This window comes from Microbacterium sp. P5_B6 (assembly GCF_056400345.1).
In genome coordinates, this window is the sequence record NZ_JBFULL010000001.1 from 112,002 (window position 1) to 136,561 (window position 24,560).

The 24,560-nt window shown below is 71.6% G+C and carries 16 protein-coding genes and 1 riboswitch; of the genes, 8 read left to right on the forward strand and 8 right to left on the reverse strand.

The annotated features are described in order from the left end of the window. The first annotated feature begins 131 nt into the window (after positions 1 to 131). Genes AC1DP3_RS00495 through AC1DP3_RS00520 form a run of 6 tightly spaced genes read left to right on the forward strand, consistent with a single transcriptional unit; the run spans position 132 to position 14,213 of the window. Positions 132 to 3,827, forward strand: a complete 3,696-nt coding sequence (locus AC1DP3_RS00495; RefSeq protein ID WP_477290186.1) for an adenylate/guanylate cyclase domain-containing protein — start codon at positions 132 to 134, stop codon at positions 3,825 to 3,827. Next, positions 3,824 to 11,533, forward strand: coding sequence for a hypothetical protein (locus AC1DP3_RS00500; protein ID WP_477290188.1), 7,710 nt, complete (start codon positions 3,824 to 3,826; stop codon positions 11,531 to 11,533). Before AC1DP3_RS00495 ends, AC1DP3_RS00500 begins: the two co-directional genes overlap by 4 nt. Further along, on the forward strand, positions 11,530 to 12,096 hold the full coding sequence (locus AC1DP3_RS00505; RefSeq protein ID WP_477290190.1) for a Pycsar system effector family protein: 567 nt from the start codon (positions 11,530 to 11,532) through the stop codon (positions 12,094 to 12,096). The genes AC1DP3_RS00500 and AC1DP3_RS00505 overlap by 4 nt, the downstream gene beginning before the upstream one ends. A 39-nt stretch (positions 12,097 to 12,135) precedes the next feature. Then, the gene (locus tag AC1DP3_RS00510; RefSeq protein ID WP_477290192.1) at positions 12,136 to 12,615 is read left to right on the forward strand and encodes a GNAT family N-acetyltransferase; all 480 of its coding nucleotides are present in this window, start codon (positions 12,136 to 12,138) and stop codon (positions 12,613 to 12,615) included. Positions 12,616 to 12,627: 12 nt separating this feature from the next. Next, positions 12,628 to 13,548 carry a hypothetical protein gene (locus AC1DP3_RS00515; RefSeq protein WP_477290194.1) on the forward strand — a complete coding sequence of 307 codons (921 nt, stop codon included), beginning with the start codon at positions 12,628 to 12,630 and terminating at the stop codon, positions 13,546 to 13,548. Between the two features lie 26 nt (positions 13,549 to 13,574). Continuing rightward, entirely contained in the window at positions 13,575 to 14,213 is a 639-nt protein-coding gene (locus AC1DP3_RS00520; protein WP_477290196.1) for a LysE family translocator, read from the forward strand. Between the two features lie 19 nt (positions 14,214 to 14,232). Here the strand turns inward: AC1DP3_RS00520 and AC1DP3_RS00525 are convergent, their stop codons facing one another. The 3 genes from AC1DP3_RS00525 to AC1DP3_RS00535 all read right to left on the reverse strand — a co-directional run bounded on the left by AC1DP3_RS00525 (position 14,233) and on the right by AC1DP3_RS00535 (position 16,868). Further along, positions 14,233 to 15,087, reverse strand: coding sequence for an SDR family oxidoreductase (locus tag AC1DP3_RS00525; RefSeq protein ID WP_477290198.1), 855 nt, complete (start codon positions 15,085 to 15,087; stop codon positions 14,233 to 14,235). A 100-nt stretch (positions 15,088 to 15,187) separates the two neighbouring features. Then, entirely contained in the window at positions 15,188 to 15,970 is a 783-nt protein-coding gene (locus AC1DP3_RS00530; protein ID WP_477290200.1) for an enoyl-CoA hydratase/isomerase family protein, read from the reverse strand. Between the two features lie 136 nt (positions 15,971 to 16,106). Further along, positions 16,107 to 16,868: an SDR family NAD(P)-dependent oxidoreductase gene (locus AC1DP3_RS00535; protein WP_477290202.1), complete on the reverse strand. Its 762-nt coding sequence runs from the start codon at positions 16,866 to 16,868 to the stop codon at positions 16,107 to 16,109. A 276-nt stretch (positions 16,869 to 17,144) separates the two neighbouring features. On the opposite strand from AC1DP3_RS00535, the gene AC1DP3_RS00540 reads away from it, so the two are divergent. Next, positions 17,145 to 17,657 (forward strand): SRPBCC domain-containing protein, encoded by a 513-nt coding sequence (locus tag AC1DP3_RS00540; protein ID WP_477290204.1) that lies wholly within the window; start codon positions 17,145 to 17,147, stop codon positions 17,655 to 17,657. Positions 17,658 to 17,812: 155 nt separating this feature from the next. Here AC1DP3_RS00540 and AC1DP3_RS00545 read toward each other — a convergent pair whose 3' ends face one another. The 3 genes from AC1DP3_RS00545 to AC1DP3_RS00555 all read right to left on the reverse strand — a co-directional run bounded on the left by AC1DP3_RS00545 (position 17,813) and on the right by AC1DP3_RS00555 (position 20,707). After that, positions 17,813 to 18,601, reverse strand: coding sequence for an energy-coupling factor transporter transmembrane component T family protein (locus AC1DP3_RS00545; protein ID WP_477290206.1), 789 nt, complete (start codon positions 18,599 to 18,601; stop codon positions 17,813 to 17,815). Next, complete coding sequence (locus AC1DP3_RS00550; protein ID WP_477290208.1) at positions 18,598 to 20,070, reverse strand: ABC transporter ATP-binding protein; 1,473 nt, start codon at positions 20,068 to 20,070, stop codon at positions 18,598 to 18,600. The genes AC1DP3_RS00545 and AC1DP3_RS00550 overlap by 4 nt, the downstream gene beginning before the upstream one ends. A 1-nt stretch (position 20,071) precedes the next feature. Then, positions 20,072 to 20,707 carry an ECF transporter S component gene (locus tag AC1DP3_RS00555; protein ID WP_477290210.1) on the reverse strand — a complete coding sequence of 212 codons (636 nt, stop codon included), beginning with the start codon at positions 20,705 to 20,707 and terminating at the stop codon, positions 20,072 to 20,074. After that, positions 20,699 to 20,807, reverse strand: a riboswitch (TPP riboswitch). Its footprint overlaps the gene before it by 9 nt. A gap of 36 nt (positions 20,808 to 20,843) precedes the next feature. On the opposite strand from AC1DP3_RS00555, the gene AC1DP3_RS00560 reads away from it, so the two are divergent. Continuing rightward, positions 20,844 to 22,361: a D-alanyl-D-alanine carboxypeptidase family protein gene (locus tag AC1DP3_RS00560; RefSeq protein ID WP_477290212.1), complete on the forward strand. Its 1,518-nt coding sequence runs from the start codon at positions 20,844 to 20,846 to the stop codon at positions 22,359 to 22,361. A 79-nt stretch (positions 22,362 to 22,440) separates the two neighbouring features. Here the strand turns inward: AC1DP3_RS00560 and AC1DP3_RS00565 are convergent, their stop codons facing one another. Then, complete coding sequence (locus tag AC1DP3_RS00565) at positions 22,441 to 23,370, reverse strand: J domain-containing protein (protein WP_477290214.1); 930 nt, start codon at positions 23,368 to 23,370, stop codon at positions 22,441 to 22,443. Between the two features lie 13 nt (positions 23,371 to 23,383). Further along, positions 23,384 to 24,454 carry an enoyl-CoA hydratase/isomerase family protein gene (locus tag AC1DP3_RS00570; protein WP_477290216.1) on the reverse strand — a complete coding sequence of 357 codons (1,071 nt, stop codon included), beginning with the start codon at positions 24,452 to 24,454 and terminating at the stop codon, positions 23,384 to 23,386. Positions 24,455 to 24,560 lie beyond the last annotated feature (106 nt).

The following is a 24,560-nucleotide window of genomic DNA, read 5'->3' on the forward strand; positions in this document are numbered from 1 at the left end:
CAGGCCGAGCGGGAGCGCCCAAAGGAGGGTTCAGCCTGAACGCGCACGTCACGGCGTCGGCTCTGAGTCCGCGCCTTCTCCACGGTCTGGCCGACGACGCGGACCCCCGGCTCCGCGTCGAGGGCACCGCTGTGGTCGTCGACATCTCGGGGTTCACCACCCTCTCCGAGCAGCTGGCGGCCGCGGGGCGAGAAGGCACGGAGCAGCTCATCGCGACGCTGTCGCGCATCTTCACCGTGCTCCTTCCCTCCACGGACGACGGCGGCGACGTCGTGAAGTTCGCCGGAGATGCGCTCTTCGTGCTCTTCACAGGCCCCGTCCACGCCCGCCACGCCGCTCATGCCGCGTGGAACATGAACCGGGTGCTGACGGCGATCGGCGACATCCACCTGCCGGCGGCGCGCGCGAGGCTCCGCATGTCGGTCGGCGTCCACTCGGGGGTGTTCGAGTTCTTCCTGACGGGCGGCGCCAGCACCTCGGTCGTCCTGACGGGAGGCGACACGTCGCGGGTCATCGCCCTGCAGTCGGCGGCCGAACCGGGCCGGATCCTCGTCAGCGAAGAGACCGCGGCACTTCTGCCCACCGCGCAGGTCTCGAAAGAGGATGGGGGCGCGGCGAAGCCGCTGACGAGCGAAGCGAGTCCTCGCGGGGAATTCCCCGCGATCAAGAAAGAACAGTTGGTGCCGGGAGCCCGGCGGCTCCTGAAGGCCGGGTCCGTCGCGACCGACTCGCTGATGGCGCTGAGCCTCGGACGCACCCAGGCGGCTGAGCGCTTCCTGCCTCGCGCCTTCGCTGAGCGGCCCGATCTGCTCGGCGCCGAGCCCGACCACCGCTGGGCCGCGATCGCGTTCATCCAGGTGTCGGACGTGCCCGACGCTCCCACCGACGAGGACCTCCAGCGCATCGACCGCCTCACGACGCTCGTCGAGGAGGCGGCTGCCGCAGTGGGTGCGACCCTGCTCGACGTCGACCCCGCGATCGGCGGCTACCGGTACTTCCTCACCGCCGGCGCCCCCACCACGGGCGAAGACCCGGAGGGACGCCTGATCAGCGCGGCGCTGCGCATCGTCCACGGCGCGACGGATTACGCCCTGCGCGCCGGAGTCACCTCGGGCCGCGTCTTCGCCGGCTTCGTCGGCGCCACCTACCGGCAGACGTACACGGTCATGGGCGACCCGACCAATCTCGCAGCGCGCCTGGCCTCGCGCGCCGACCCGGGCACGGTCCTCGTCTCACGCGCGGCCCTCGAGCGCACGGCCCGGCCGTTCGAGGCCGAAGACGGCGGCACCATCTCGGTCAAGGGCAAGACGCAGCAGGTCCCGGTGGCCGTCGTCACCGGGCACGGCGGCGCGACCACCCTGTCGGAGCAGCTGACCCCGTTCGTCGGACGGCACGACGAGAAGGAGCGCCTGCGGCAGCTGGTGACGGATGCCGCGGCCGAAGTCGGCGGCGTCCTCACGATCGTCGCCCCCGCCGGCGTGGGGAAGACCCGCCTGCTCGAGCACGTGCTGGACGAGACGCCGCTCCCCTTGCTGCGTGCGTACGGCGATCGGTATGGGGCCGGCATCCCGTATCGAGCCATCCAGACTCTCCTGCGGCCCCTGCTGCGGATTCCGCCCTCCTCGCGCGGGCCCGAGGCCGGGGAGCGTCTGGCCCAGGTCGTCGCCGACCATTTCCCGCGCTTCACCCCGTGGCTCCCCCTGCTCGCCCCCGCGGTCGGCGCCGAAGCCGAGCCGACGCCCGAGACGGATGCCCTCGACGACAGCTTCCGCGCGGAGCGCACCGCCGAGATCGTCTCGGACTTCCTTCTGGAACTGACGACGGGTCCGGGATGCCTCGTCCTCGACGACGCCCAGTGGGTCGATCCGGCGTCCGCGGCGGTGCTCACCGAGCTCATCGAGCGCGACACCCGCCACGCGGTCATCATCGTGCGGCGGCCCGAGCCGGGTGGCCTCGGTCCTCTCGGCGAGGAGCTGCGCCTGCCCGGGCTGGACGACGAGCACATCCGCGACATCGTCGAGGCGGTGACGGGCCGCCGGCTCCTGCCGGCGGACGCCCGCCCGCTCGTCGCGCGCGCCGAAGGCAATCCGCTGTACGCGATCGAGCTCGCGACCGGCCACGCCACGGGCGACGACGCGCTCGGCATCGAGCAGCTCATCGGGGAGCGCATCGACGCACTGAGCGAGAGCGAGCGCACGACCCTCCGCCGCGCGTCGGTGCTCGGCATCCGGATTCCGCTGGGCCTCTATGTGAAGTGCGTCGGAATGCCGCTCATCGTGGGCGGGCTCGGGTCGTTCCTGGAGCTCGGACCCGATGGCGTCACCTTCCGCAGCGAGCTGTTCCGCGACGTCGCCTATGACCAGCTGACGTTCCAGGCCCGTCGCGAGCTGCACCGCCTGGCCGCCGCCACCCTCGAGGCCGACCCTGCCCTCGGGGGGTCGGGACGAGCCGTCATGCTCGCGACGCACTACCGGGCGGCGGGCGATTGGGAGGCCGCGCGGCGGGCGGCCGTCGCCGCGGCCGAAGCCGCTCACAGCGCCTTCGCGCTGGAGGAGGCGGTGCGCAGCTATCGGCTCGCCGTGGAGGCGGCCCGCCGCTCGAGCGACACCGAGGATCTCGCCGCGCTGCTCGAGGCGCTCGGACGGGTGTCGGTCGCCGGCGGCTGGGCGAAGGAGGGGCTCGAGGCCTTCTCGAGCGCCCGCAAGCTGATCACCGACACCGTGGCACGGGCGCGGGTGGACCGCGAGCGGGCCTTCGCCCTCAACATCCTCGGCCGGCACGACGAGGCGGTGCGCGCCCTGCGCTCGACGCGCCGCGCCCTGACCGGGTCCGGTCCCGACGGGCAGCGGGTGCTCGGGGCGGTCGCGGTGACCGAGTCCGGCCTGCGCCTCCGCCAGGCGCGGTGGGCCGACGCGCGACGGCTCGCGAGCGAGGCGATCTCGCTCCTGGAAGGACTGGCCGATGACGACACCGTCAAGCGCGCGCTCGCCGACGCCCTCCGCTACCACGACATCGCGGCCGGTGAGCTCGAAGGCGACGCCGCGATGACGAACCTGCCGCGCGCGCTCGAGCTCTACGACCAGGCAGGCGACGAGCTGTCCAAATCGAAGGTGCTCAACGTCCTCGGAGTCCGCTCGTACTTCCGCGGCGACTGGACGACCGCCGCAGCGCTCTACGACCAGGCGCGCGCCGCCCACGAAGCCGCAGGCAACCCGGTGGGAGCGGCGATCGAATCGGCGAATGCCGCCGAGGTCCTCATCGACCAGGGCCGCATCGCCGAGGCGCGGCCGCTCGTGGCCGAGGCGCTGCGGGTCTTCGAGGCATCCGACAATCCCTACCTCATCGCGTTCGTCACCGGCTTCCGGGGGCGCATCGCGCAGCAGGAGGGCGACTCCGAGGCCGCGCGGGCGGACTTCCGCGCTGCCGCCCACGGCTTCGCCTCGCTGGAGGAGACGGATGCCGCGCTCGACGCGCGCGTGCGGCTGCTCGAGGCGACGATCGACGCGGGCGACCAGACAGCGGCGGCGGACCTCGCCGCCCAGCTCTCGGCCCTCGATGGCGGGCCGCGCCACACGCGCCAGCGGGCTCGGCTGGCCGCTGTGGAGGGCCGCGAGCCCGAGGCCCTCGTCCTCGCACTCGCCGCCGTCGAGCATCCCTCGGCGACGCCGCTCGAGCGTGCGCTCTCACTCGCGCAGCTTCACGTGCTGCAGCCCGACCCGACCGTGCGCGCGGAGGCCGAGCGTCTGCTGGCAGGCCTCGGCGTCGCGGACGTGTCCGCGATCCTGGACCGCTCACCCCTCGTCCCCGAAGCGGAGCCTGCCCGATGAGACCCGCTCGCACACCCCGCGCCCCGATGCGCCTCGGCGCCATCGCGGCGATCGGCGCCCTCCTCGTCTCGGGGCTGGCGGCCGTCTCACCGCCGCTCGCGCCGGCCGCCTCCGCCGCCGGCCCGCTGCCGGCGGGCGCCGAGCTGTTCCGCGTCTCGCAGACCGACGGGGGCTCGTCGACCCAGCCGTACCTCACACCCGACGGCCAGCGCGTCTTCTTCACGTCGTCCGCGGCGGATCTGGTGCCGGACGACCCGAACGGCGTCTCGGACGTGTTCGTCTCGGTCGCGGCGCAGGGCTCGGAAGACCCGTTCTCGGGGGTGCCGACGCTCGTGAGCGTCCCGGACGACGCCCTCGCGGCCGCCGCGGCGAACGGGGCCAGTTCGCAGCCCGTCGCGAGCGCCGATGGTCGCTATGTCGCCTTCATGAGCGCCGCGACGAATCTCGTCGCCGCCGGCGGAACCTCTGGTCGCACGAGCATCTACGTCCGCGACACCCTCCTCGGCAGAACCTTCCGGGTTCAGGGCGCCGGCGAGCCGAACGGCTCGTCGTACGAGCCCGACATCAGCGACAGCGGAACCCAGCTGGTCTTCACGTCCGAGGCGACGGACCTTTCAGCGGGCGACACGAACGCCGCCCCGGACGCGTTCCTCGCCGATCTCGACGTGAACGACGACGGGATCATCGGAGACATCGGGATCACGCGGTTCCTCGGCGCCTCGGCGATGCCGGGCGGCACGGAGCAGGCACGGATCAGCGGCGACGGCTCGGCCGTCGTCTTCACGGCGCACACCGATGCGATCCCGCCGGTCGCGGGCACGACAGGAGACTTCGTCTATCGGGCCGCCACGACGAGCGTCGGCACCTTCGCGAATCTCGTCGGCCGCAACGCCCACGAGCCGACGATCGACGCCACCGGCGACACCTTCGCCTTCGTGGACGAGGACGAGTGCGACGGCATGCCCGCCATCATCGCGGGAACCCTCGACGAGAACTTCTACTACGCAGCCGCCGGGACGATCCTCACCGACCGCAGGGTGGGCTACATCGCCGACCCGGAGATCTCGGCGGACGGCAGCCGCGTCACCTGGACGACGACCGTTCCCGAATACGACTTCGGCACCCCCGCGACCGAGCTGGACGCGCCGGTCGTCCGCACCCAGGAGATCGGCTGGTGGGACTCCCGGCCGACGGTGGACTGCTTCGGGCTGATCCCGGCCTGGTCCGATGTCGCCCAGGGATCCGGGGCATCGGTGTCGGCATCCGCCCGCACGGTCGCCTTCAGCGCACCCGCGCCTGCAGGGTCGACCGTGTTCGCGATCGACACCCATCGCCACGAGGGTCTTTCGGTCTCGAGCACGCAGGGGCAGCTCGTGACCCCCGGCTACATGTCGTCCATCGAGATCGTCGGGATCCCGCTCACCTCGCTACGCGGCTACAGCTCCACCATCGCGAACGCGCCGATCTATCAGCTCCCCATCTACCAGCTGCCCATCTACCAGCTCCCGATCTACCAGCTGCCCATCTACCAGCTGCTCATCTCGGACTCGCCGATCTATCAGCTCCCGATCTACCAGCTGCCCATCTACCAGCTGCCCATCTACCAGCTCGAGTTCCCGGGCGGGTGGCCGCAGGTGCTGGCCGACACGCCCTTCGAAGGGGAGCTGCTCCAGAGCGTCGGCCTGGCCGAGGTCCTCAAATGGGCCGAGCAGACCCTCGCAAGCGGGTCGACCGCGACGGAGGCCGAGCGGGCAGCGGCCGGCCGCATTCAGAGCCTCACCCTCCGAGACGTCGACGTCGACAGCAGCGCGCTGAGCGCGCTGACCCTCGCTTCGTACGTCCTCGGCAACGCCCCCCTCGGCCAGATTCCGCTTGCAGGCGACGGGACGCCCGTCGAGCGCTGGCAGGCTCTCGTCGACGCCCAGGGACTCGGATTCCAGGTCGATCCGGCGTGGCTTCTCTCGGATCTGGATGCCGCAGGTCTCGACATCGCGCGCTCGGGCGTCGACGCCGTCCCGCTGCGGTCCCTGCCCGTGTCACTCACCTCCATGAGCCACCTCGCTCTGAGTTCGCTCTTCCTGGCCGGCACGCCGCTCGGCGGCACGGACGCCTCGAGCTTCGACACGTCCGCACGGATCGCGATGTTCGGAAAGGCCGACGTCACAGGGCCGATCTCGAGTCTGCAGCTCCTTTCATCGGCGACGGTGGCCGACCTCGCCGCGGGTGCACCGCCTTCCGTGACGGTAGGCATCCTGCTGATGTCGATGATCAATCGCGAGAGCTATCCCTGGGAGCAGATCTCCGCCGCATCGATCGACCCCAACCTCATGGAGGCCTCGACGGACCTGAGCGGCTGCGAAGGCAGCGTGCGCTGCCAGCAGGTCGCCCAGTTCCAGTACGCCTTCGACCCGGGGCCGGGCGAGCAGACGCGGTTCGCCGCCCCGACAGCAGCTCTCTCCACCCCGGTGGGCACGTCCCCATACCTGACCTACGTGACCGGATCGGGGCCGGACTCGGCGCTGCTCGCGACGTCGCCGGCGCGCCAGGTCACCGCCGAGCAGACGCGCGTCCCCCTCCCGGAGACTCCCGGCGGCACGGTCATCACCATCCGGAGCTACTACACGGCCACCACGCAGCCCGGAGACACCCGCGCCACGGGAGAGCTGTCGAGCGGGTCGGTTTCCGCATCCGATGAGCTGTCGGGAGGCGCGTCGCTGAGCTCCTTCGACAACCCCACCCACAACCTCGTCGATGGCGTCTGGGAGAGCAATCCGTTCCCGCTCAGCGACGCCGAGGTCTACTACGAGTGGATCTCGCCGCAATGGCGAGCGCTGGACGACGACGGCAACCACGTCCACGGACCAGCGCAGGACGAGGACTACTACCTGGTGAATCCGCCCCCGCCGGGCAAGCGGCTCGTCGTGTCGACGAACGCGTCCGACGGCCAGCTCTCGCTCTCGCTCTACTCCCCCCAGAGCGCGAACGGTCCCCTCGGCATCACCGACGCCGGCGCGGCACCGGGCACGCCGGTCGTGGAGCAGAACGGTCCCGCCGGCCAGCAGGCGCAGTCCGGTCAGGACGCGGGAGTGCCGATCGAGGACCAGGCCCTCGTCGATCAGACGTCCGTGGGCGGCGACGGCGTCGCGCAGGTCGAAGCGGTGCCCGCGGACGCGACGGCCGGCTCTCCGATGCTCGTGCGCGTGACGAGCGGCAACCGCCAGCCCAGTTCGTCGCTCTACTCGCTGCGCGTCCAGTACATCGACGAGGCGCCCGAGGTGCAGTGCACGCCGTGGACTCCTCCCCAGACGGATGACCCCGGCACCCTGGGCGTGAGCGATCCCGTGAGCGCGGTGACCAACACGATCTTCCTCTTCGACGAGCAGCGGTACGGCGACGCGTACGGCGCGGCCGAGGCAGCTCGCGTCCGCGAATCGCTCGTGTCGCTGACGGGCGACGGCCATGTCGGCACGGACCGCGTCGACGGGGCGGTGCTGGCGATCGACACGAGCCCCGCTGTGCGGGCAGCTCGGGCGGCGCTCGACGGGAACCCGTGCTCGATGACAGCCCGCGAGCGGCTGTCGTCGGCGATCAACGACTTCGTGGCGGACGAGCTCGGCGGCGAGCGGTCGCACATCGCCTCGGTCGTCATCGTGGGTGGAGACGACATCATCCCGCTGGCGCCCGTGGCGGAGAACACATCGCAGTTCACCGAAGTCAGTCACGCCGACGACCTCCGGCTGCCGAAGGTCTCCGACACCGAGCCCTGCCCGACATCCGTCATCGTCGACCCGTGCGAGACCCCGCTGTCGGCGGCCGCCCGCACGTCCCACATCCTCACCGACGACCCCTACGGGCTCGCGACCTCGTACGAGACGCTCGGCGGTCACCTGTATATGCCGACGGCTGCGCTCGGCCGCCTCGTCGAGACCCCCGACCAGATCATCTCGACGATCGACCGCTTCCTCGCCGTGGACGGCGTGCTGACGGCCGATTCCACCCTCACCGGCGGCTACGGCGCGTGGAGCGAGCTGCCGCAGCAGGTCACCGAGGCGCTCGCCTGGCGGTCCGCGGTGAACCAGCAGCTCACGACGCCGTGGACGGCGACCGACCTCGAGAGCAGGCTCTTCTCACAGGGGGCCGACACGCCCAAGGTGGTCTCGGTCAACACCCACGCGAACGAGACCGAGATGCTCCCGGGCGTTCCCGGCGCCGAGTCGGGCAGGTTCTCGGCGCAGGACCTCTTCATCGCGAGCGATCATGAGGATGCCTCGTCGCTGGCCGGCTCACTGATCTTCGGCATCGGCTGCCACGCAGGAAACAACCTCCCCACTGCGTATTACGGTCCCGTGACCGACTGGGTGGACGTCTTCTCGCAGGCCGGCGGCTATATCGGGAACACAGGCTACGGTCTGGCCAACAACGTCACGACAGCGCTGGGCGAGCGGCTGCTCGGCCTCTACTCGCAGTGGCTGGGAGTCACTGTCGACGGCAGGCAGGTCTCGTCCGGGGCGGCGCTGACGTATGCGAAGCAGTCCTACCTCGGCGGCCTCGGCCTCTATTCGGGCTACGACGAGAAGGCCCTGATGGAGGCCGTGTACTACGGCCTACCGATGTATTCGCTGGCCGAGCCGTCGAAGACGCAGATGCCGCTTCCCGAGGCCCCCGATCTGACCCCTGCGACGAGCGCGGGGATCACGACCGCCGGGCTGTCGTTCGAACCCCGATTCGACGAGCAGACCACGCCCGACGGCGGCCAGTACTACACGGTGGACGGCAGCGCGCTGGCGGTGCCGACGGCACAGGGCATCCTCCCGAGCATCGTGAGAAGGCTCGAGCCCCAGCCCGGGCTCGTGCCGCGCGGCGCCATCCTCACCGCGCTCACGACCCAGTCGCAGACGGGCACTCCTGCCCTGTCCGCACCCACGATCGGAGTGTCCGAGGCCTCCGAGACGGCGGCGGGGTCGGCCTTCCCATCGAGCTTTGCGACGATCACGCATCAGCAGACGCCCGCAGGCCCGGTCGACCTCCTCGTCGTCACGCCTGCCCGCGTCCAGATGACCCAGGCGGGCCAGGGTACGACCGAGCTGTTCACGACCTTCACGGCCGAGGTCGTCTACGGCCCCGACACCTCGACCGATACGACTCCGCCCGTCATCGACTCGGTCACGCTCCCCGGCGCGGGCTCGAGCGACATCGAGATCCGTGCGACCGACAGCGGTGGACCCATCGCCGCGGTCATCCTGCTGATCCAGCCCGAGGGCAGCGATCAATGGGAACGCAGGGATGCCGCCGAAGTGGTCGTCAAGAACCCGGACGGCACGGTTGCCGAGCGCTACTGGAAGGTGGCGCCCCCCGCCGGCTCGTTCCGCTGGATGGCGCAGGTCATCGACTCGGGCGGGAACGTCACGGTCGACTCGTCGCAGGGACACCTCGACGTCGCGGGAGCCGTGGCCCCCACGCTCGGCGATCCCGGTCCCGCCGTCATGATCCCGCTCGGCGAGCGCATTCAGCGTGCGGTCGAGATCACGGACGGTCTCCCCGGCGAGCGGCTGGTTGGGTCGACGACGGTGACGGACGCCGCAGGCAGCCTCATCTCATCGGCGCCGGCCACCATCCAGACCGGCCGGGACAACTCCATGCGCGCCCTGATCGACCAGCCGATCGTGAGCCCGGGCGCCTCCACCCTGACGCTCAGGGTCTGCCGTGGCGAAGCCTGCTCCACGGCATCCTTCCCCGTCGACACTCCGGCCCTCGATGAGGGGCCCGTCGCGGACGTGACCCTCACATCCGACACCGACCCCGTGCAGCCCTCGAGCATCCTGACCGCTCACGCCACCGCGACCGATCCGGAGGGACAGGCGGTCACTGCCGCCTACTCGTGGATGCGCAACGGCATCGCGATCACAGGGCAGTCCGCCTCGACGCTCGATCTGGCGGGCATGGCGCAGCCGGGTGACATCATCCGCGTGACCGTCGTCCCGAGCGACGGCACGACTCCCGGTCACGCGGCGTCCGACGAGGTGGTCGTGGGTCGCGAGGTGGTCCTCCCGTCCGCCCCGACGATCACCGCGACCCCGACAACGAGCCACGGCGCATACACGGCGGGCGCGTGGAGCACCTCGCCCGTCACTGTGGCATTCGACTGCACGGCGGGGGCGCCGCTCTTCAGCTCGTGCCCCGCATCGCAGACGGTGGCGGCCGACACCGGCGCCGCCGGCACGGTCGTGACCGGCTCGATCACCGACCTCCTCGGCCGCGTCGCGACGACCTCCGTGCTCGTGCGCGTGGATGCCACCGCTCCCGAGCTCTCGCCCGTCGTGGCTCCCCAGACGGTCGAGGTCGGCGGCACCGCGACGGCGACGCCGCATGCGACGGATGCCGGCTCGGGCGTCGCCTCGGAATCCTGCGACGTCCCGGAGACGGGGACGGCGGGCGCGGCATCCGTCACCTGCCGCGCGACCGACGTCGCCGGCAACACCGCCGCGGCCATCGCGTACTACTCAGTCGACGCCCCCGTCCCCGGCGTGCCGGTGCTGACGATCACCGCGACGAACGCGAGCGGCTCATATGGGGAGGGTGCGTGGAGCAGGACGCCCGTGACCGTCACCTTCTCGTGCGCGTCCGGCGCGGCCGTGACGACCTGCCCCGAACCCCGCGTCGTCTCGGCCGACACGCCCGCCGTCGGCCTGCTCATCGCCGGCACGATGCGCGACGCCCTCGACCGGTCCGCCACCGCGCAGATCCTCGTGCGCGTCGACGGGACGCCACCGGTGCTCGCACCGGTGGTCACTCCGCAGCAGGTCGAGGTGGGCGCGACGGCGACTGCTGCGTCACATGCGACGGATGCCGGGTCCGGCGTCGTCGCCGAGTCGTGCGACCCGCCCGACACCACCGCCGAGGGGGAAGCGTCCGTCGAGTGCAGGGCGACAGACGCCGTGGGCAACACCGCGGTGGGGCAGGCCCACTACACCGTCGTCGCGAAGGAGACACCGACCCCCACGCCGACTCCGACGCCCACGCCCACCCCGACGCCGACTCCGACTCCGACTCCGACGCCCACGCCCACGCCCACGCCGACGCCCACGCCGACTCCCACTCCCACTCCCACGCCGACTCCCACTCCGACTCCGACGCCCCGCCCGACTCCCACCCCCACGCCTAACCCCAGCCCGACCCCGACGCCCAGCCACACCCCGTCGCCCGCGCCCAGCCCCACGCAGACCGGATCGCCCGCGCCGAAGCCGGCCCCTCGCCCGCCGACCACATCGGCTCCCTCCGCGCGGCCGCCCCGCACCGGCAGCGACGGCGGATCCGCCGGCACCACGGCACCGCTCCTGCCCGGGGTGGCACTCCCCGACCGTCAGGCGCTCGGCCCCGTCGAGGCCGACGGCTCGAGTGTCTACTCCCGCGGCTCGGCGGTCCCCGTCATCTTCCGGGCGCTGGACGACAACGGAGACGCGATCGGCGCCGAGGACTACGTCACAGGGGTCGTGCTCGTCTCGTCGCAGGACCTTCCGGCGGCGGCCGCGGCATCCGGAGCCAACGAGGCGTACTTCCTGGCCTTCCCCTTCGTCTACGCGAAGGCGGCGGACGTGTGGCTCGGCACCATCCCGACGGCAGAGCTCGAGGCGGGGAAGAAGTACACCTACCGGGTCGAGCTCGCGGACGGCACCTCGTTCACGCTGACGTTCGGGGTGAGCGGATGACCGTCACCGATGGCACCGGGGTGCCCGGCGACGACGCGCCCCCGCTCGGACCGGGTGCCGCGCAGCCCGCAGACGCGGAGCAGACCCATGCCCTCGCCGCCGCCATGCTCGGCGAGGTGATGGTCGAGATCGACCGCGCCGACCAGAAGGCGTCGCTGCTCATCGGCAGCCTCGGCATCGCGTTCAGCATCGTCCTCAGCGGGATGCTCGGCGGAAGCTGGTCGCCCGCTCAACTCGGCCCGGTCGGGGTCACGCTGTGGACTCTCGGGGGCGTCGCCGCAGCGGCCTCGGTGGTCGCCGCCGCCCTCGCCGTGTGGCCCCGGCTCAGCAAGGGCCAGGCCACCGGCGCGATCACCTACTGGGGCCAGGTGCGCGGAATGGCCTCACCGCAGGCCGTCGCCGACGCGCTCGCCGAACGGGGCCTGCAGCCGCCCGCCCGGACCTACCAGCAGCTGCTCGTCCTGTCTGCGGTGGCGCAGCGGAAGTACCGCAACATCCGGCAGTCGATGGTCCTCGCTGGCGTCGCCGGCGCGCTCATCGCCGTCTCGCTCCTGGCTGTCTAGCCCCGCCCCAAACCCTCCCCTCGGGAGTATTTTTGAAGGGTGAGCACTGAGGAGGTCGCCGTGCGCGACATCCGGACCGAGGACGCGGGCGAGGTCCTCACCCTGCAGCGCGCCGCCTTCGTCCAAGAGGCGATCATCTACGGCACGCCCGACATGCCGCCCCTCACCCAGACGCTCGACGAGCTCGTCCACGAGCTGCACGACAACCTCGGCCTGGTCGCGCTCGCGGGCGCCCGGATGGTGGGTGCCGTGCGGGCTCGGCTCGACGGGTCGCTGCTGCTCGTGGGGCGGCTCGCGATCGCGCCCGACCGTCAGGGCGACGGCATCGGCTCGCGACTGCTCGGGGCCGTGGAGGAGCGCGGGCGTCGCGCGGGCGCCGGTGAGGCCGAGCTGTTCACAGGTTCGCTCAGCGAGGCGAATCTCCGCCTCTACGAGCGCGAAGGCTACGTCGAGACCCAGCGCGTGGCGGGCGACGACGGCATCGAGCAGGTCTTCCTGCGCAAGCGTCTGTCGTCCTGATGGGGCGGAGCCATGGATGCTGCGATTCACGCTGAGCTCGCCGAACTGAGGCGACGCGCCTTCGGGTTGCACCCCGACATCGAGGGCGATCCGGTCGCGACGGCGCGCCTGGTCGATCTCGAGCAGCTCGTCCTCGTCGAGCACGCGGCAGCGTTCGCCGCCGAGAGCGGGGGACGCCTCCCCTGGGATGCGCCGGTCGGCGCGGGGACCGACTCGCGCCCGTCGCCCCTTGTCGTCGGGTCCATGGATGCCGAGCGGGGCGAGGCCCCCACCTTCCCGCCGGACGCCAGGCGGGGCGAGACTGCCACCTTTCCGCCGGATGCCGGGCGGGGCGAGACTGCCACCTTCCCGCCGGATGCTTCCGCCCCTCGCCGACCGCGCGCGCGACGCCGCGACGGCTGGGCGGCCGCTGCCGCGGCGGCGGTGGTCGCGACGGCGGTCGTCGTCGCCACTCCTGTCACCCCCTCAGCGCCGGCCGGAGGCGACGTCACGATAGAACCGGCCGGCTCGGCCTACAGCATCACGCGGGATGCCGACGCGCGGGTGCTGCTGGAGATCCCCTTCGGGCCGTGGATCAACACCACCACCTCCGCCGAGGAAGTGCTGTGGCTCTTCCCGACGACCGACGAGATCGAATGGACCGTCCCCCTCGGCGAGTACTACGGCTGGCAGATCTGGATCGGGGGCACCGACGACCAGCCTGAGAAGCAGCAGTGCCTGCTCGCCCTCCATGGCGGGGTGGCGAGGGCGCGGTGCATCCCCGCGGCGCTCCGTCCCTTCAGCGCGCTCGTCGTGACGCTCCCCTACCGCGCCATCGACGCCGACGAGCGGCCGCCGGGCTTCACGCCGGGTGAGCGCATCGGGTTCTGGTGGCGGTCGGAGGACGCGGTCACGGTGCTCCGCGCGCCCGCGAGCACCCAAGACCGAGGGTGAGCCCGGCAGCCCACTATCGTTTCACCGTGGTCCCCCTCGAGAACCTGCTCGCCTTCACGCTGGCGGCTCTCGTGCTCATCGTGATCCCGGGGCCGAGCGTCCTCTTCACGATCGGACGAGCACTCGCCCTCGGACGCACCGGGGGCCTGCTGAGCGTGCTCGGCAATGCGCTGGGCCTCCTCCCGGTGATCCTCGCCGTGGCCCTCGGCGTCGGCGGGATCGTCGCGCAGTCGGTCGTGCTGTTCACGATCGTCAAGATCGCCGGCTCGGTCTACCTCGTCTATCTCGGCATCCAGGCGATCCGCCACCGAGACAGGGCCGCCACGGCGGCGACCGACGGAAGCCCGCCACGGTCGGCGTGGCGGCAGCTGGGCGAGGGGTTCGCGGTCGGCATCACCAACCCGAAGACCATCGCGTTCTTCGTGGCCGTGCTCCCCCAGTTCGTCGATCTCGAGGCGGGGTCGGTGCCGCTGCAGATGATCGAACTGGGACTCGTGTTCTTCGCGATCGCCCTTGTCTCCGACGGGGTGTGGGCACTCGTCGCAGCAGCCGCCCGCGACTGGTTCGGCCGCTCCCCTCGCCGAATCGCGACGCTGTCCGCCATCGGCGGCGGGCTCATGATCATCCTCGGGGTGATCCTGCTGCTCGCCGGCTCCTCCCACTGAGGCCCGCGAGAACCGCGGGTCAGTCGAGGAAGATGTCGGGGAACAGCTCTTCGTCAGGCGTGCCGGGAACCGCCGCGTAGCCGGAGAAGTCGGTGATGCCGGCATCCGTGAGCACGTCCTCGACGATGAGCGTCTGCCCCGTGTACTCGCGGGCGGGCTTGATGAGGACCTCGTACGCCGCGTCGGCATAGATGTCGGCGGTTCGACTCGCCTTCATCATCCGGTCGCCGCCGAGCGCGAACAGTACCGCGGCCGTCGCGATCGTCGTGCGCGGCCAGAGGGTGTTGGCCGCGATGCCGTCCTTCGCGAACTCTGCGGCAAGGCCGAGCGTCGCCATCGTCATGCCGTACTTCGCGAGGGTGTAGCCGGTGTGCGCGCCGAGCCACTTCGGCGAGAGGTTCAGCGGCGGCGACAGCGACAGGATGTGCGGGTTGGCACTGTCGCGCAGGATCGGGACGGCCGCGCGCGAGAGCAGGAAGGTCCCGCGCACGTTGACGCCCTGCATGAGGTCGTACTTCTTCGCGGCGAGCTCCATGGAGCCGGACAGATCGATGACGCTGGCGTTGTTGACGACGATGTCGATGCCGCCGAACTCGCCCTGCGTCTCCAGGACCGCCCGTGTGATGTCATCGTCGTTGCGCACATCGCCGACGATCGGGAGGGCCCGGCCTCCGGCATCCCGGATCTGCTGCGCGGCGGTGTGCACCGTGCCCTCGAGCTTGGGATGCGGGGTGTCGGTCTTCGCGAGCAGGGCGATGTTGGCGCCGTCGCGCGCCGCACGCAGGGCGATCGCCAGGCCGATGCCGCGGCTGCCGCCGGACATGAGGATCGTCTTGCCGGCGAGCGAAGCCGGTCGCGTCAAGGGGTCGGTCATGGTGTGAGCCTTTCGTTGGCGGTGATAGCCCGTGCTGTCACCGAAAGCACCCGCCGCTCGCGCGGATGACGCGGGCTCTCGGTGAGAGCACGGGCTAACGTCAGGATGAGCGCGCGGACTTGGCCGACGCCGCCGCGAACGCGGCGACCCGGGCGCGGGATTCAGCGGTGTCGAAGCGGGCGCCGATCGACGCAGCCTCGTCGGCGAGGTTCGCCTCGAACGGCCGGTCCGCTCCGGTGCGGATCAGCCGCTTGGCCTGCCCGAACGCCCCGGTGGCGTTGTCGAGCCAGAACCGGGCGACCGCCTCGGCGCGCGACGCCACCTCGGCCGCCGGCACGACCTCGGTGACGAGCCCCCAGTCCAGCGCCGTGGCGGCGTCGATCGCGGTGTCCTGCAGCAGCAGCGCAAGCGCGCGGCGCTGGCCGATCGCGGCGGGCAGCAGCGTCGAGACTCCGAGGTCCGGCGTCAGGCCGATGTTGGCGTACCTGCTGACGAACCTCGACGAGTCCGACGCCACGATGTAGTCCGCGGTCAGCATGAGCCCGAGACCCCCGCCCGCCACCGCGCCCTGCACGGCGGCGACGATGGGCTTGTCGGACTGGACGAAGGTGCGGATGCCGTCGTGGATGACGTGCGCCGCCGCAGTGACATCCGCGCCGGTGGCCTGCGAGGTCGCCATCGCGATGACGTCGCCGCCCGCGCAGAAGGCCGGGCCCGCAGCATCCAGGATGATCGCTCCGACCGCGGGATCGGACGTCAGCTCGTGGGCGACATCGCGCCACCGCTCGCCCATCGCGAAGTCCATCGCGTTGAGGGATGCGGGTCGGTTGAAGGTCACGCGAGCGAGTGCACCCTCGCGCGAGATGAGGATCGAGTCGGTCATGCGTAGGTCCTTTCCTGGTGTCCTGCGGCGCAACTCCGTCGATCCGCGTGAGCGGGCACGCGGGCGCCCCGAATTCCCGCGGTCTCCGGGAACGGAGCGTGTCGGCGTGAAGGAGTTCTGCAGGCCCGCGGCGAGGTCATTTCGGCGCCATGCGGATCGCGCCGTCGAGGCGGATCGTCTCGCCGTTGAGATACCCGTTGTCGATGATCGAGAGCACGAGCTTCGCGTACTCGTCGGGTCGCCCGAGGCGCTGCGGGTACGGCACCTGCTCGCCGAGCGAGTCCTGCGCCGCCTGGGGGAGCCCGGCGAGCATGGGGGTCTCCATGATGCCCGGCGCGATCGTCAGCACCCGGATGCCGTAGCGCGCGAGCTCGCGCGCGATGGGCAGCGTCATGGCGTGCACCCCGCCCTTGCTCGCCGAGTAGGCCGGCTGCCCGATCTGGCCGTCGAACGCCGCGACGCTCGCCGTGCTCACGATGACCCCGCGGTCGCCGCCCTCGGTCGGCTCGGTCCTGACGATGGCGGCAGATGCCTGGGCGATGACGTTGTAGGTGCCCACGAGGTTGATCCGCACGATCCGCTCGAAGTCCGCGAGCGGCGACGGATTGCCTTCGCGGTCGAGGACCTTCGCGGGGGGAGCGATGCCCGCGCAGTTGACGACCACACGCAGGGGACCGGCTTCGGATGCCTGCGCCACGGCCGCGGCGACCTGCTCGGGGTCGGTGACATCAGCGGCCGCGAAGGACCCGCCCAGCTCCTCCGCGACGGAGGCTCCGGCTGAGGCAGGCAGGTCGACGATGGTGACCGCGGCTCCCGCTTCTGCCAGCCTTCGCGCCGTCGCGAGTCCCAGTCCGCTGGCCCCGCCCGTCACGAGGGCTGCTGCGCCCGAGATGTCCATACGTTCTCCTTCGAACCGGCTGTTCTGGCATTCAGTTCCAGCATAGGCGGGACTGCGTCTCACCTCAGTGCCGACGACTGCCACCAGGCTAGCCCGGGATGCCCGCCCGGTGGGAGACCGCGCTCGGCGGCGCCGATCGCTGGGCGGATCAGGCGTGGCGACGATGAGCACGGCATGGAACTATGGACCGGGATGGGAGGCCGACCTCCTCGCGGCCTATGGCATCGAGCCTGACCCTGAGCGCATGGACTTCTACCGAAAGCTCTGGAACGCGACATGACTCCGATCCGCACCGGCGACCTCCGCACGATCGACGGCGAGCCGAACCTCGTCATCACGCGCACCTTCGGCTCGCCCGCCGAGTCGGTGTGGCAGACGATGACCGACACGCACTGGCTGCGCGACTGGATCGGCTACTGGGAGGGCGATCCGACCACCGGCCACGTGTCGTTCTTCATGACCGCCGAGAGCGACGACCCCGAGCCGCAGCGGTACACGATCGTCGAATGCGATCGGCCCCGCCGGTTCGCCGGCATCGCCGGCGAGCAGGCCGGCGCGTGGCGGCTGTGGTTCGAACTCGACGAGGTCGCCGCCGTCACGACGCTGAGGTTCGGGCAGATCCTCGCACCCGGCGACGATCTCGGGTCGATCGGCCCGGGGTGGGAGTACTACCTCGACCGCGCCCAGGAGGTCCATGAGGGCCGGGATGCTGCTGCCGTGGCCTGGGATGACTACTTCCCGGCGCTGCGCGACGAGTACGCCGGTCTGTCGCCGCAGCCCGAGGTCTAGCCGCCAGCCTGAAGCCGGCCCCGAGGTCTAGCCGCGAGCCTGAAGCCGGCCCCGAGCCCGAAGCCGGCCCCGAGCCTGAAGCCGGCCCCGAGCCTGAAGCCGGCCCCGAGCCCGATGCCGGCCCCGAGCGCGAAGCAGGCCGCGAGCCGCCGGCTTCACCCCGGCCCGATGATGAAGTTCCACGTGCCCGCCGCGAGCGCTGCGGCGACCGCGACGGTCGAGATCGCGGCAGCGATGGCCATCAGCATCCATTCCCGCCAGCCGAACGCCGACTCGCGAGCCCAGGTGCGTGCGCCCGGCGCGCCGAAGCCGCGCGCCTCCATCGACGTCGCGAGCTTCGATCCGCGCCGGATCGAGAGCACGAGCAGCGCGAACGCCATCCCCAGGAAGCGCCGGATGCGCCCGCGGTCGGCGACCCCGCGTGCGCGCCGCGCGAGCTCGAGCGCCCGCCAGTCGTCCATGAAGAGCCCGACCATGCGCAGCCCGGCGAGCGCGCCGAGCACGAAGCGGGCGGGCAGCCGCAGCACCTGAGCGAGTCCATCGGCCAGATCGGTCGGGTCCACCGTCACGAACAGCACGACCGACGGCAGGGCGATCGCCAGCACACGCAGGAGCGTCGCGACGGCGAGCTCGATCGATCCCTCGCTGATCTGCACGAGGAACCAGTCGACGTAGACCTCACCCGATGTCTGCCCGTAGAGCGCGATGGTCAGCGCGGTGAGCGGTGCGGCGACCCACACCGGCCACGTCCGCAGCCAGAACTCCCGCCATCCGATCCCCGCGAACGGGAAGAGCAGGCACTCCAGCACGAGTGCGACCAGCGCCGAGACCCAGTCGAGCGTCAGCACGAGCGGCAGGGCGATGAGCGTGCTCGCACCGAGCTTCGCCACCGGGTTCAGGCGCGCAACCACTCCGGTGCGAGCGCGCGAATCGAGAAGGGTCATGCGGATGCCGCCATCTCGAGCACACGCGCGCGGAGGGCCTGCACGACATCCAGGTCGTGGGTGATGGTGACGATCGCCGAGCGCTCGTCGCCGTCGAGTCCGTCGCGGAGTCCGGCGAGAAGGGCGACGAGCTCAGCCCACGTGCGCGCGTCCTGGCCGAAGGTCGGCTCATCCAGCACGAGCACGCGGGGCCTCGTGGCGATCGCCGCCGCGACCGTGAGGCGCCGCTTCTCCCCGCCCGAGAGCGTGAAGGGATTCGCCTCCGCCAGGCGGTCGAGACGCAGCCGGACCAGCAGCTCGTCGATGCGCTCCGAGGTCTGCGCCGCGTCGAGCCCGAGGGCGCGCGGCCCCACCTCGAGCTCGTCACGCACGGTCCGAGCGAGGAGCTGGTGCTCGGGGTCCTGGAAGACCGTGCCGATGCGTGTGAGCAGCTGACGCGAGCGCCATCGGATGGGCGTGGCCCCGGCATCCCCTGCTAGTGCGGGGGTCGCAACGAGCTCGCCTGCGGCGGGTTTCAGCAGCCCTGCCAGGGTCAGCCCGAGTGTCGACTTGCCGGCCCCGTTCGGGCCGGTGACCGCCAGCACCTCACCCGGGCGCACGGCGAGATCGATGCCTTCGGCGACGGGATGACCCTGCACCCGCGCGACCGCCAGCCCGCGGGCTGCCAGAAGCGTCTCGCCGGCTGCCGCGGCGGGCGCCGGCGGCACGGCGGGCGGGATGCCGGGCACCCAGACCCCCTGGGCGGCCAGCCGCGCACCCTCGCGGACGAGCACGTCAGCGGGCGCGCCGTCGGCGACCACTCCCCCCTCGCCGAGGACGATCACCCGTGAGACGAGAGGGAGCCAGACATCCACCCGGTGCTCGACCACGACCAGGGTCGCGGGATGCCGCTGCAGCAGACGGTCGACGGCTCCGCGCACTTCGGCTATCCCCGCGGGATCGAGGTTCGCCGTCGGCTCGTCGAGCAGCAGCAGGCCGGGCCGCATGGCGAGAGCGCCCGCGAGCGCGAGGCGCTGCTTCTGGCCGCCCGACAGGGCCTTGGTCGGCCGGTCGAGCGGCACATCGAGCCCCACATCGTCGAGCGCCTCCTGCACTCGCGGCCAGATCTCCGCTCGCGGCACCCCGAGGTTCTCGCAGCCGAAGGCGACGTCGTCGCCCACCCGTGCGAGGACGACCTGGGCGTCAGGGTCCTGCAGGACGAGTCCCGAGATCCCCCGAGCGGATGCCGCGGCCCGGCCGGCCACGAGCAGCTCGCCGGCTGCCTCACCGTCGTCGTCCCCGCCGAGCACTCCGGCGAGGCCCTGCAGCAGCGTCGACTTGCCCGAGCCTGATGCGCCGAGCAGCAGCACCCGCTCGCCCGGTTCGATGCGGAACGAGGCATCCCGGATCGCCCATGCCCTTCTGCTGGCGTGCCGCCATCCCCAGCCCCGCGCCTCGACGGCGGCCGGTGATGCTGCGGACGAGGTCACGCTAGACGCGCACGCGGGACTCGCGACCCGACGCGAAGCGATCGAGGGCTCCGGTCGAGGCGAGCCCCCGGGTGAGCACCCACGGGAGGGCCCCCGCGATGAGCGCACCCGAGATGACGGTGCTGATGAGGTAGGTGACGGTGAAGGCGAGGTCGGCGCCCGCGTACCAGAGCACCAGGTTGTTCAGTCCGCCCGCGAGCGCGGCGGCCGCGCCCGCGAGGATCGCCACGGGGAGGTTCCACAGCCGGTAGGCGAAGATGAGGAAGACGAGCTCGGCGCCGAGGCCCTGGATGAGCCCGGCTTCGATGGTGAGCGCCGCGCCCCAGGTGTTGCCGATGAGGGTGATGGCCGAGACGGCAGCCGCGATGACCTCGGTGTAGATCGCCGCACCCGGCTTGCGGATGATGAGCGCACCCAGCACCCCGGCGAACAGCCACGGGCCGTCCAGGAGCCCCTGGAGTCCCGGGAGGAGGGGCTCGAGCAGCGCGCTCGGACCGCGATACGCGATGTTCCAGAGCAGGAACACGAGGCCCGACGCGACGCCGAGGACACTGGCGACGACGATGTCGACGACCCTCCACCGGAAGTTCCGGGTGGGCGCCGGAGCAGTCTCGACGGCAGACGTGGAAACGTTCATTTCTCTCCTCCCTGCGCTGGCATGATCCAGATCAGGTTCGACGGTCGAAGCGTGGTCGCTTCCTCTCAGCCCGGCACACCGGACTCCCGTGGTTGTAGGAAGATCATAGTCCAGCCCGGCGCGGTATCTTAGGCGAGTGACTCTCGCTGACACGCCTCCGACGCGACGCTCGGCGCGTGCAGAGACGGGTGAGGCGCCGGTGCAGGAGTCTGATCAGCCGCCCTTCGACGAGGGTGCCGCGGCCGCGCTGGGAGAACCCCAGCCCGGGAAGCCGGGCAAGCCCGGCAAAGAGCCCCGCCGCCCCGTGAAGACGCCGCGCATCGCCCTGCAGTGGGTCGATGAGACGACCGTCGCACAGACGGCCCTGGCGCCGCGCGATCTCTCGGCGGCAGCGACCTCCTATGTCGCTGTAGGAGCCGACCTGCTCGCTCGCGCCCCCCGGCGCTCGCCGTTCCGGGCCGGCGTGCTCGTGCCGATCGCGATCATCGCCGCGCTCATCGGCGCCTATTCCGGCACCACGCTGCTCTGGCCGCTTCACGCGGTCGCGCCCGAGATCGAGGCCGTGCAGGTCGACTCCGCGCCCGCCCCCGCCACGGCCATCGCATGGCCGGCCGAAGGATCGGGCGCCGTCGCGGTGACCGGCTTCGACGGCACACTCGCCTCCGCTCAGGATGCCGTCCCCATCGCGAGCATCACGAAGGTCGTCACCGCACTCCTCGTGCTCGAGGAACTCCCGCTCGCGGTCGGCGAGCAGGGGGAGGAATACGCGTTCACGTCGGCCGATCGCTCTCGCTACTGGGGGTACCGCTCGCGTGGGGAGTCGGCCCTCGACGTCCCGGTCGGTGGCACCCTCACGGAGTACCAGCTGCTCGAGGGCATGCTGATCGGTTCCGCCAACAACTACGCCGACAAGCTCGCGGGGCTCCTGTGGCCGAGTGACGCCGTCTACGCCAGCGCGGCGCGCACCTGGCTCGAGGTGCACGGCGTGCCCGGGATCACGGTGGTGGAGCCGACGGGGTTCGACTCCCGCGACCGGGCGAGCGCAGCATCCCTCATCACCCTCGCGCAGAAGGCGCTCGCCAACCCCGTCATCGCCGAGATCGTCGCGAAGACCTCGACCGACCTGCCGGGCGCGGGCCACGTCACGAACACGAACGGCCTGCTCGCCGATGCCGGCGTCATCGGCGTCAAGACCGGGTCGCTCGACGACTTCAACCTGCTGGCCGCCAAGAACATCACCGTCGGCGACACCCCTGTGCGCCTCTACGCCGCGGTGCTCGGCCAGGACGACGACGACGCCCGCGTCGATGCGACCCGTGCGCTGTTCGCGCAGCTCGAGCAGGAGCTGCAGCTGCGGCCCTCGGTCCTGGCCGGGACGACGGTCGGCGTGATCGACACCGCGTGGGGTGAGCACGTCGAGGTGAAGACGGATGCCGACGCCTCCGTCGTGCTGTGGAACGGGGCGACGGGCACCGTCGCCAGCGATCTCTCGCTGGGAGACGACCGCGATGCCGGCGACAGGGTCGGCACCCTGACGGTGACGGGTCCGCTCGGCTCGTCGACGGTCGAGGCGAGTCTCGTCGGCGACATCGATCCACCCTCAGGGTGGTGGCGCCTCGGGCACCCGCTCGAGCTCTTCGGCCTGGCCGACTGACTTGACGGGCGGACTGACCGGGCTGGCCGACTGACCTGACGGGCTGACTGACCTGACGGGCTGACTGACCGACTCGCCGCTAAACGTGTCGCACGGCGTGCTGCAGGCGCGTCCGCACGTCGAAGACCTCGTTGCCGCCGATCTCCCTGGCACCGGTCAGGCCACGGCGCAGCATCGTGGCCAGCGCGCTGCGCGCGATCACAGCGACCGGCACGCCTCGCACGCGGCCGATCTCCTCGATCGGATGCTCCAGGTCGTCGTCGGGAAGCACGACGATCGCTCCGCTGAAGCGGATGCGGGCCGCTCGCGCGACGGCGCGCATGCGCGAGGTCAGGGTCGCCACGGGCGTGCCCTCCACCCCTTCGCCGAAGAGCTCGCCACGGCGGATCCGCACCGGTCCGCCGAAATCCTCGGACAGCACCCCATAGAGGCCACTCGGGCCGAGCACGAGGTGATCGACCTTCTCGTCGGGCTCGCGCCCTGCGGCGACGTCGTGCCACACGGTATAGCCCATGCCGAGGTCCGCCACGATCCGAGCCGTCGCCTCCTCGGCCAGAGCATCCGCGAGCATCCGCCGCAGCTGTCGCGGCGCCCGCCGCACGAGCGCGGGGTCGTACGGGTCGTCGAGCTCCACCCCGCGCCCTACCCATTCCCGCATGAGGACCAGGTAGCGCTCGCGCCGCCAGCCGCCCGGCTGACCATACGAGCGGGCGCGGGGCCGGGTGTCGGCCGGCCGTGACGGGGGACGCCACGCCGGGGCATCGGGGCTGAACGACGGCGCCGCGTGCGCGCCGAAGCCGTGACCGCGGTCGTAGGCCGCTCGCGCTTCGGGGGTTCCGACGAGCTCCCACGCGCGCTGGACCTGGATGAACTGGGCCGCCTCGCCGCCGGTGTCGGGATGGGTCTGGCGCAGTCTCAGCCGGTAGGCCTTGCGCAGCATCTCCTCGTCCACCGTGGGCTCGACGTCGAGCACCTGGTAGGCCGAGGCGGAGAGGGGCGAGTCGAACATGCGGGAGGACCTCTCAGCCCCAGAGCGGGGTCGCCGGCGAGTAGGCGAGAGCGGATGCCGCGGCATCCGGAGCGAGCTCGTCCAGCGTGGCAGGCTGCCAGCGCGGCGACCGGTCCTTGTCGACCAGCTGGGCGCGGATGCCCTCGGCGAGGTCGGGGTGACTCGTGGCGAACCAGAGGACGAGCCCGTACTCCTGGACGAGCACGGAACGGAGGTCGGGAAGCTCGCGCGCACGGCGGATCGCTTCGAGGGTCACCACGAGCGCGGTGGGCGCGAGCTCGGCCAGCACATCCGCCGCGGCGATCGCCTCAGGTTCGGGGCGCGCTCGGAGCCGCTCGACGATCTCGCTCACCGTGTCGGCTTCGAAGGCGTCGTCGATCCAGGCGCGGGCCGACTCGAGCCTCGACGCGGGCGGCGTCTCATCGAAGAGCAGCACGAGCTCCGCAGGATTACTCGGATCCGCGCGGGTCTGGAGCGCCTCGCGCAGCCCGTCGAGGTGCGCCGAGGGGACGAAGTGGTCGGCGAACCCCGCGTAGATCGCATCCGAGGCGTCCATCACCTGACCGGTGAGGCCCAGATACTCGCCGAGCCTGCCCGGAGCCCGGGACAGCAGCCACGTGCCGCCGACGTCCGGCGTGAAGCCGATGCGCGTCTCGGGCATTGCGAGCCGCGAGCGCTCCGTGACGATCCGGACCGATGCGTGGCCCGCGAGGCCGATGCCGCCCCCCATCGTGATGCCGTCCGCGAAGGCGACGAACGGCTTGGGGTACTCCGCGATGCGGGCGTTCAGGGCGTACTCCTCGCGGAAGAACACCGCCGACTCCTCTGCGGCGCCATCGATCGTGCGTTCGTAGAGTCCGCGCACGTCTCCGCCCGCGCAGAGGCCACGTTCGCCCGCGCCGTCGAGCAGCACCGTGTCGATGTCGGTGTCGTGCTCCCAGTCGTCGAGGGCGGCGCTGAGCGACCGGATCATGTCGAGGTCGAGCGCGTTGATGGCCCGTGGCCGGTTGAGCGTGAGCCGCCCGAGCGATCCACTCGCCCGAACGAGCACCTTCTGCTCCGACTCGTCTCCCGGTACGCTCACGGGAGCCACGCTACCGTTCCCCCCGGATCGTGCGCCCCGCCCGCAACGACGCGGACAGGGAGGTGCCGCGTTCCCGCGGTCGGGCACGACTATCCGCCAGGATGGG

Excerpts from the sequence above, each read along its gene's own strand:
- AC1DP3_RS00500 (WP_477290188.1), top strand. The coding sequence starts at position 3,824 with ATGAGACCCGCTCGCACACCCCGCGCCCCGATGCGCCTCGGCGCCATC.
- AC1DP3_RS00505 (WP_477290190.1), top strand. The coding sequence starts at position 11,530 with ATGACCGTCACCGATGGCACCGGGGTGCCCGGCGACGACGCGCCCCCG.
- AC1DP3_RS00515 (WP_477290194.1), top strand. The coding sequence starts at position 12,628 with ATGGATGCTGCGATTCACGCTGAGCTCGCCGAACTGAGGCGACGCGCC.
- AC1DP3_RS00525 (WP_477290198.1), bottom strand. The coding sequence starts at position 15,087 with ATGACCGACCCCTTGACGCGACCGGCTTCGCTCGCCGGCAAGACGATC.
- AC1DP3_RS00530 (WP_477290200.1), bottom strand. The coding sequence starts at position 15,970 with ATGACCGACTCGATCCTCATCTCGCGCGAGGGTGCACTCGCTCGCGTG.
- AC1DP3_RS00535 (WP_477290202.1), bottom strand. The coding sequence starts at position 16,868 with ATGGACATCTCGGGCGCAGCAGCCCTCGTGACGGGCGGGGCCAGCGGA.
- AC1DP3_RS00540 (WP_477290204.1), top strand. The coding sequence starts at position 17,145 with ATGACTCCGATCCGCACCGGCGACCTCCGCACGATCGACGGCGAGCCG.
- AC1DP3_RS00545 (WP_477290206.1), bottom strand. The coding sequence starts at position 18,601 with ATGACCCTTCTCGATTCGCGCGCTCGCACCGGAGTGGTTGCGCGCCTG.
- AC1DP3_RS00555 (WP_477290210.1), bottom strand. The coding sequence starts at position 20,707 with ATGAACGTTTCCACGTCTGCCGTCGAGACTGCTCCGGCGCCCACCCGG.
- AC1DP3_RS00565 (WP_477290214.1), bottom strand. The coding sequence starts at position 23,370 with ATGTTCGACTCGCCCCTCTCCGCCTCGGCCTACCAGGTGCTCGACGTC.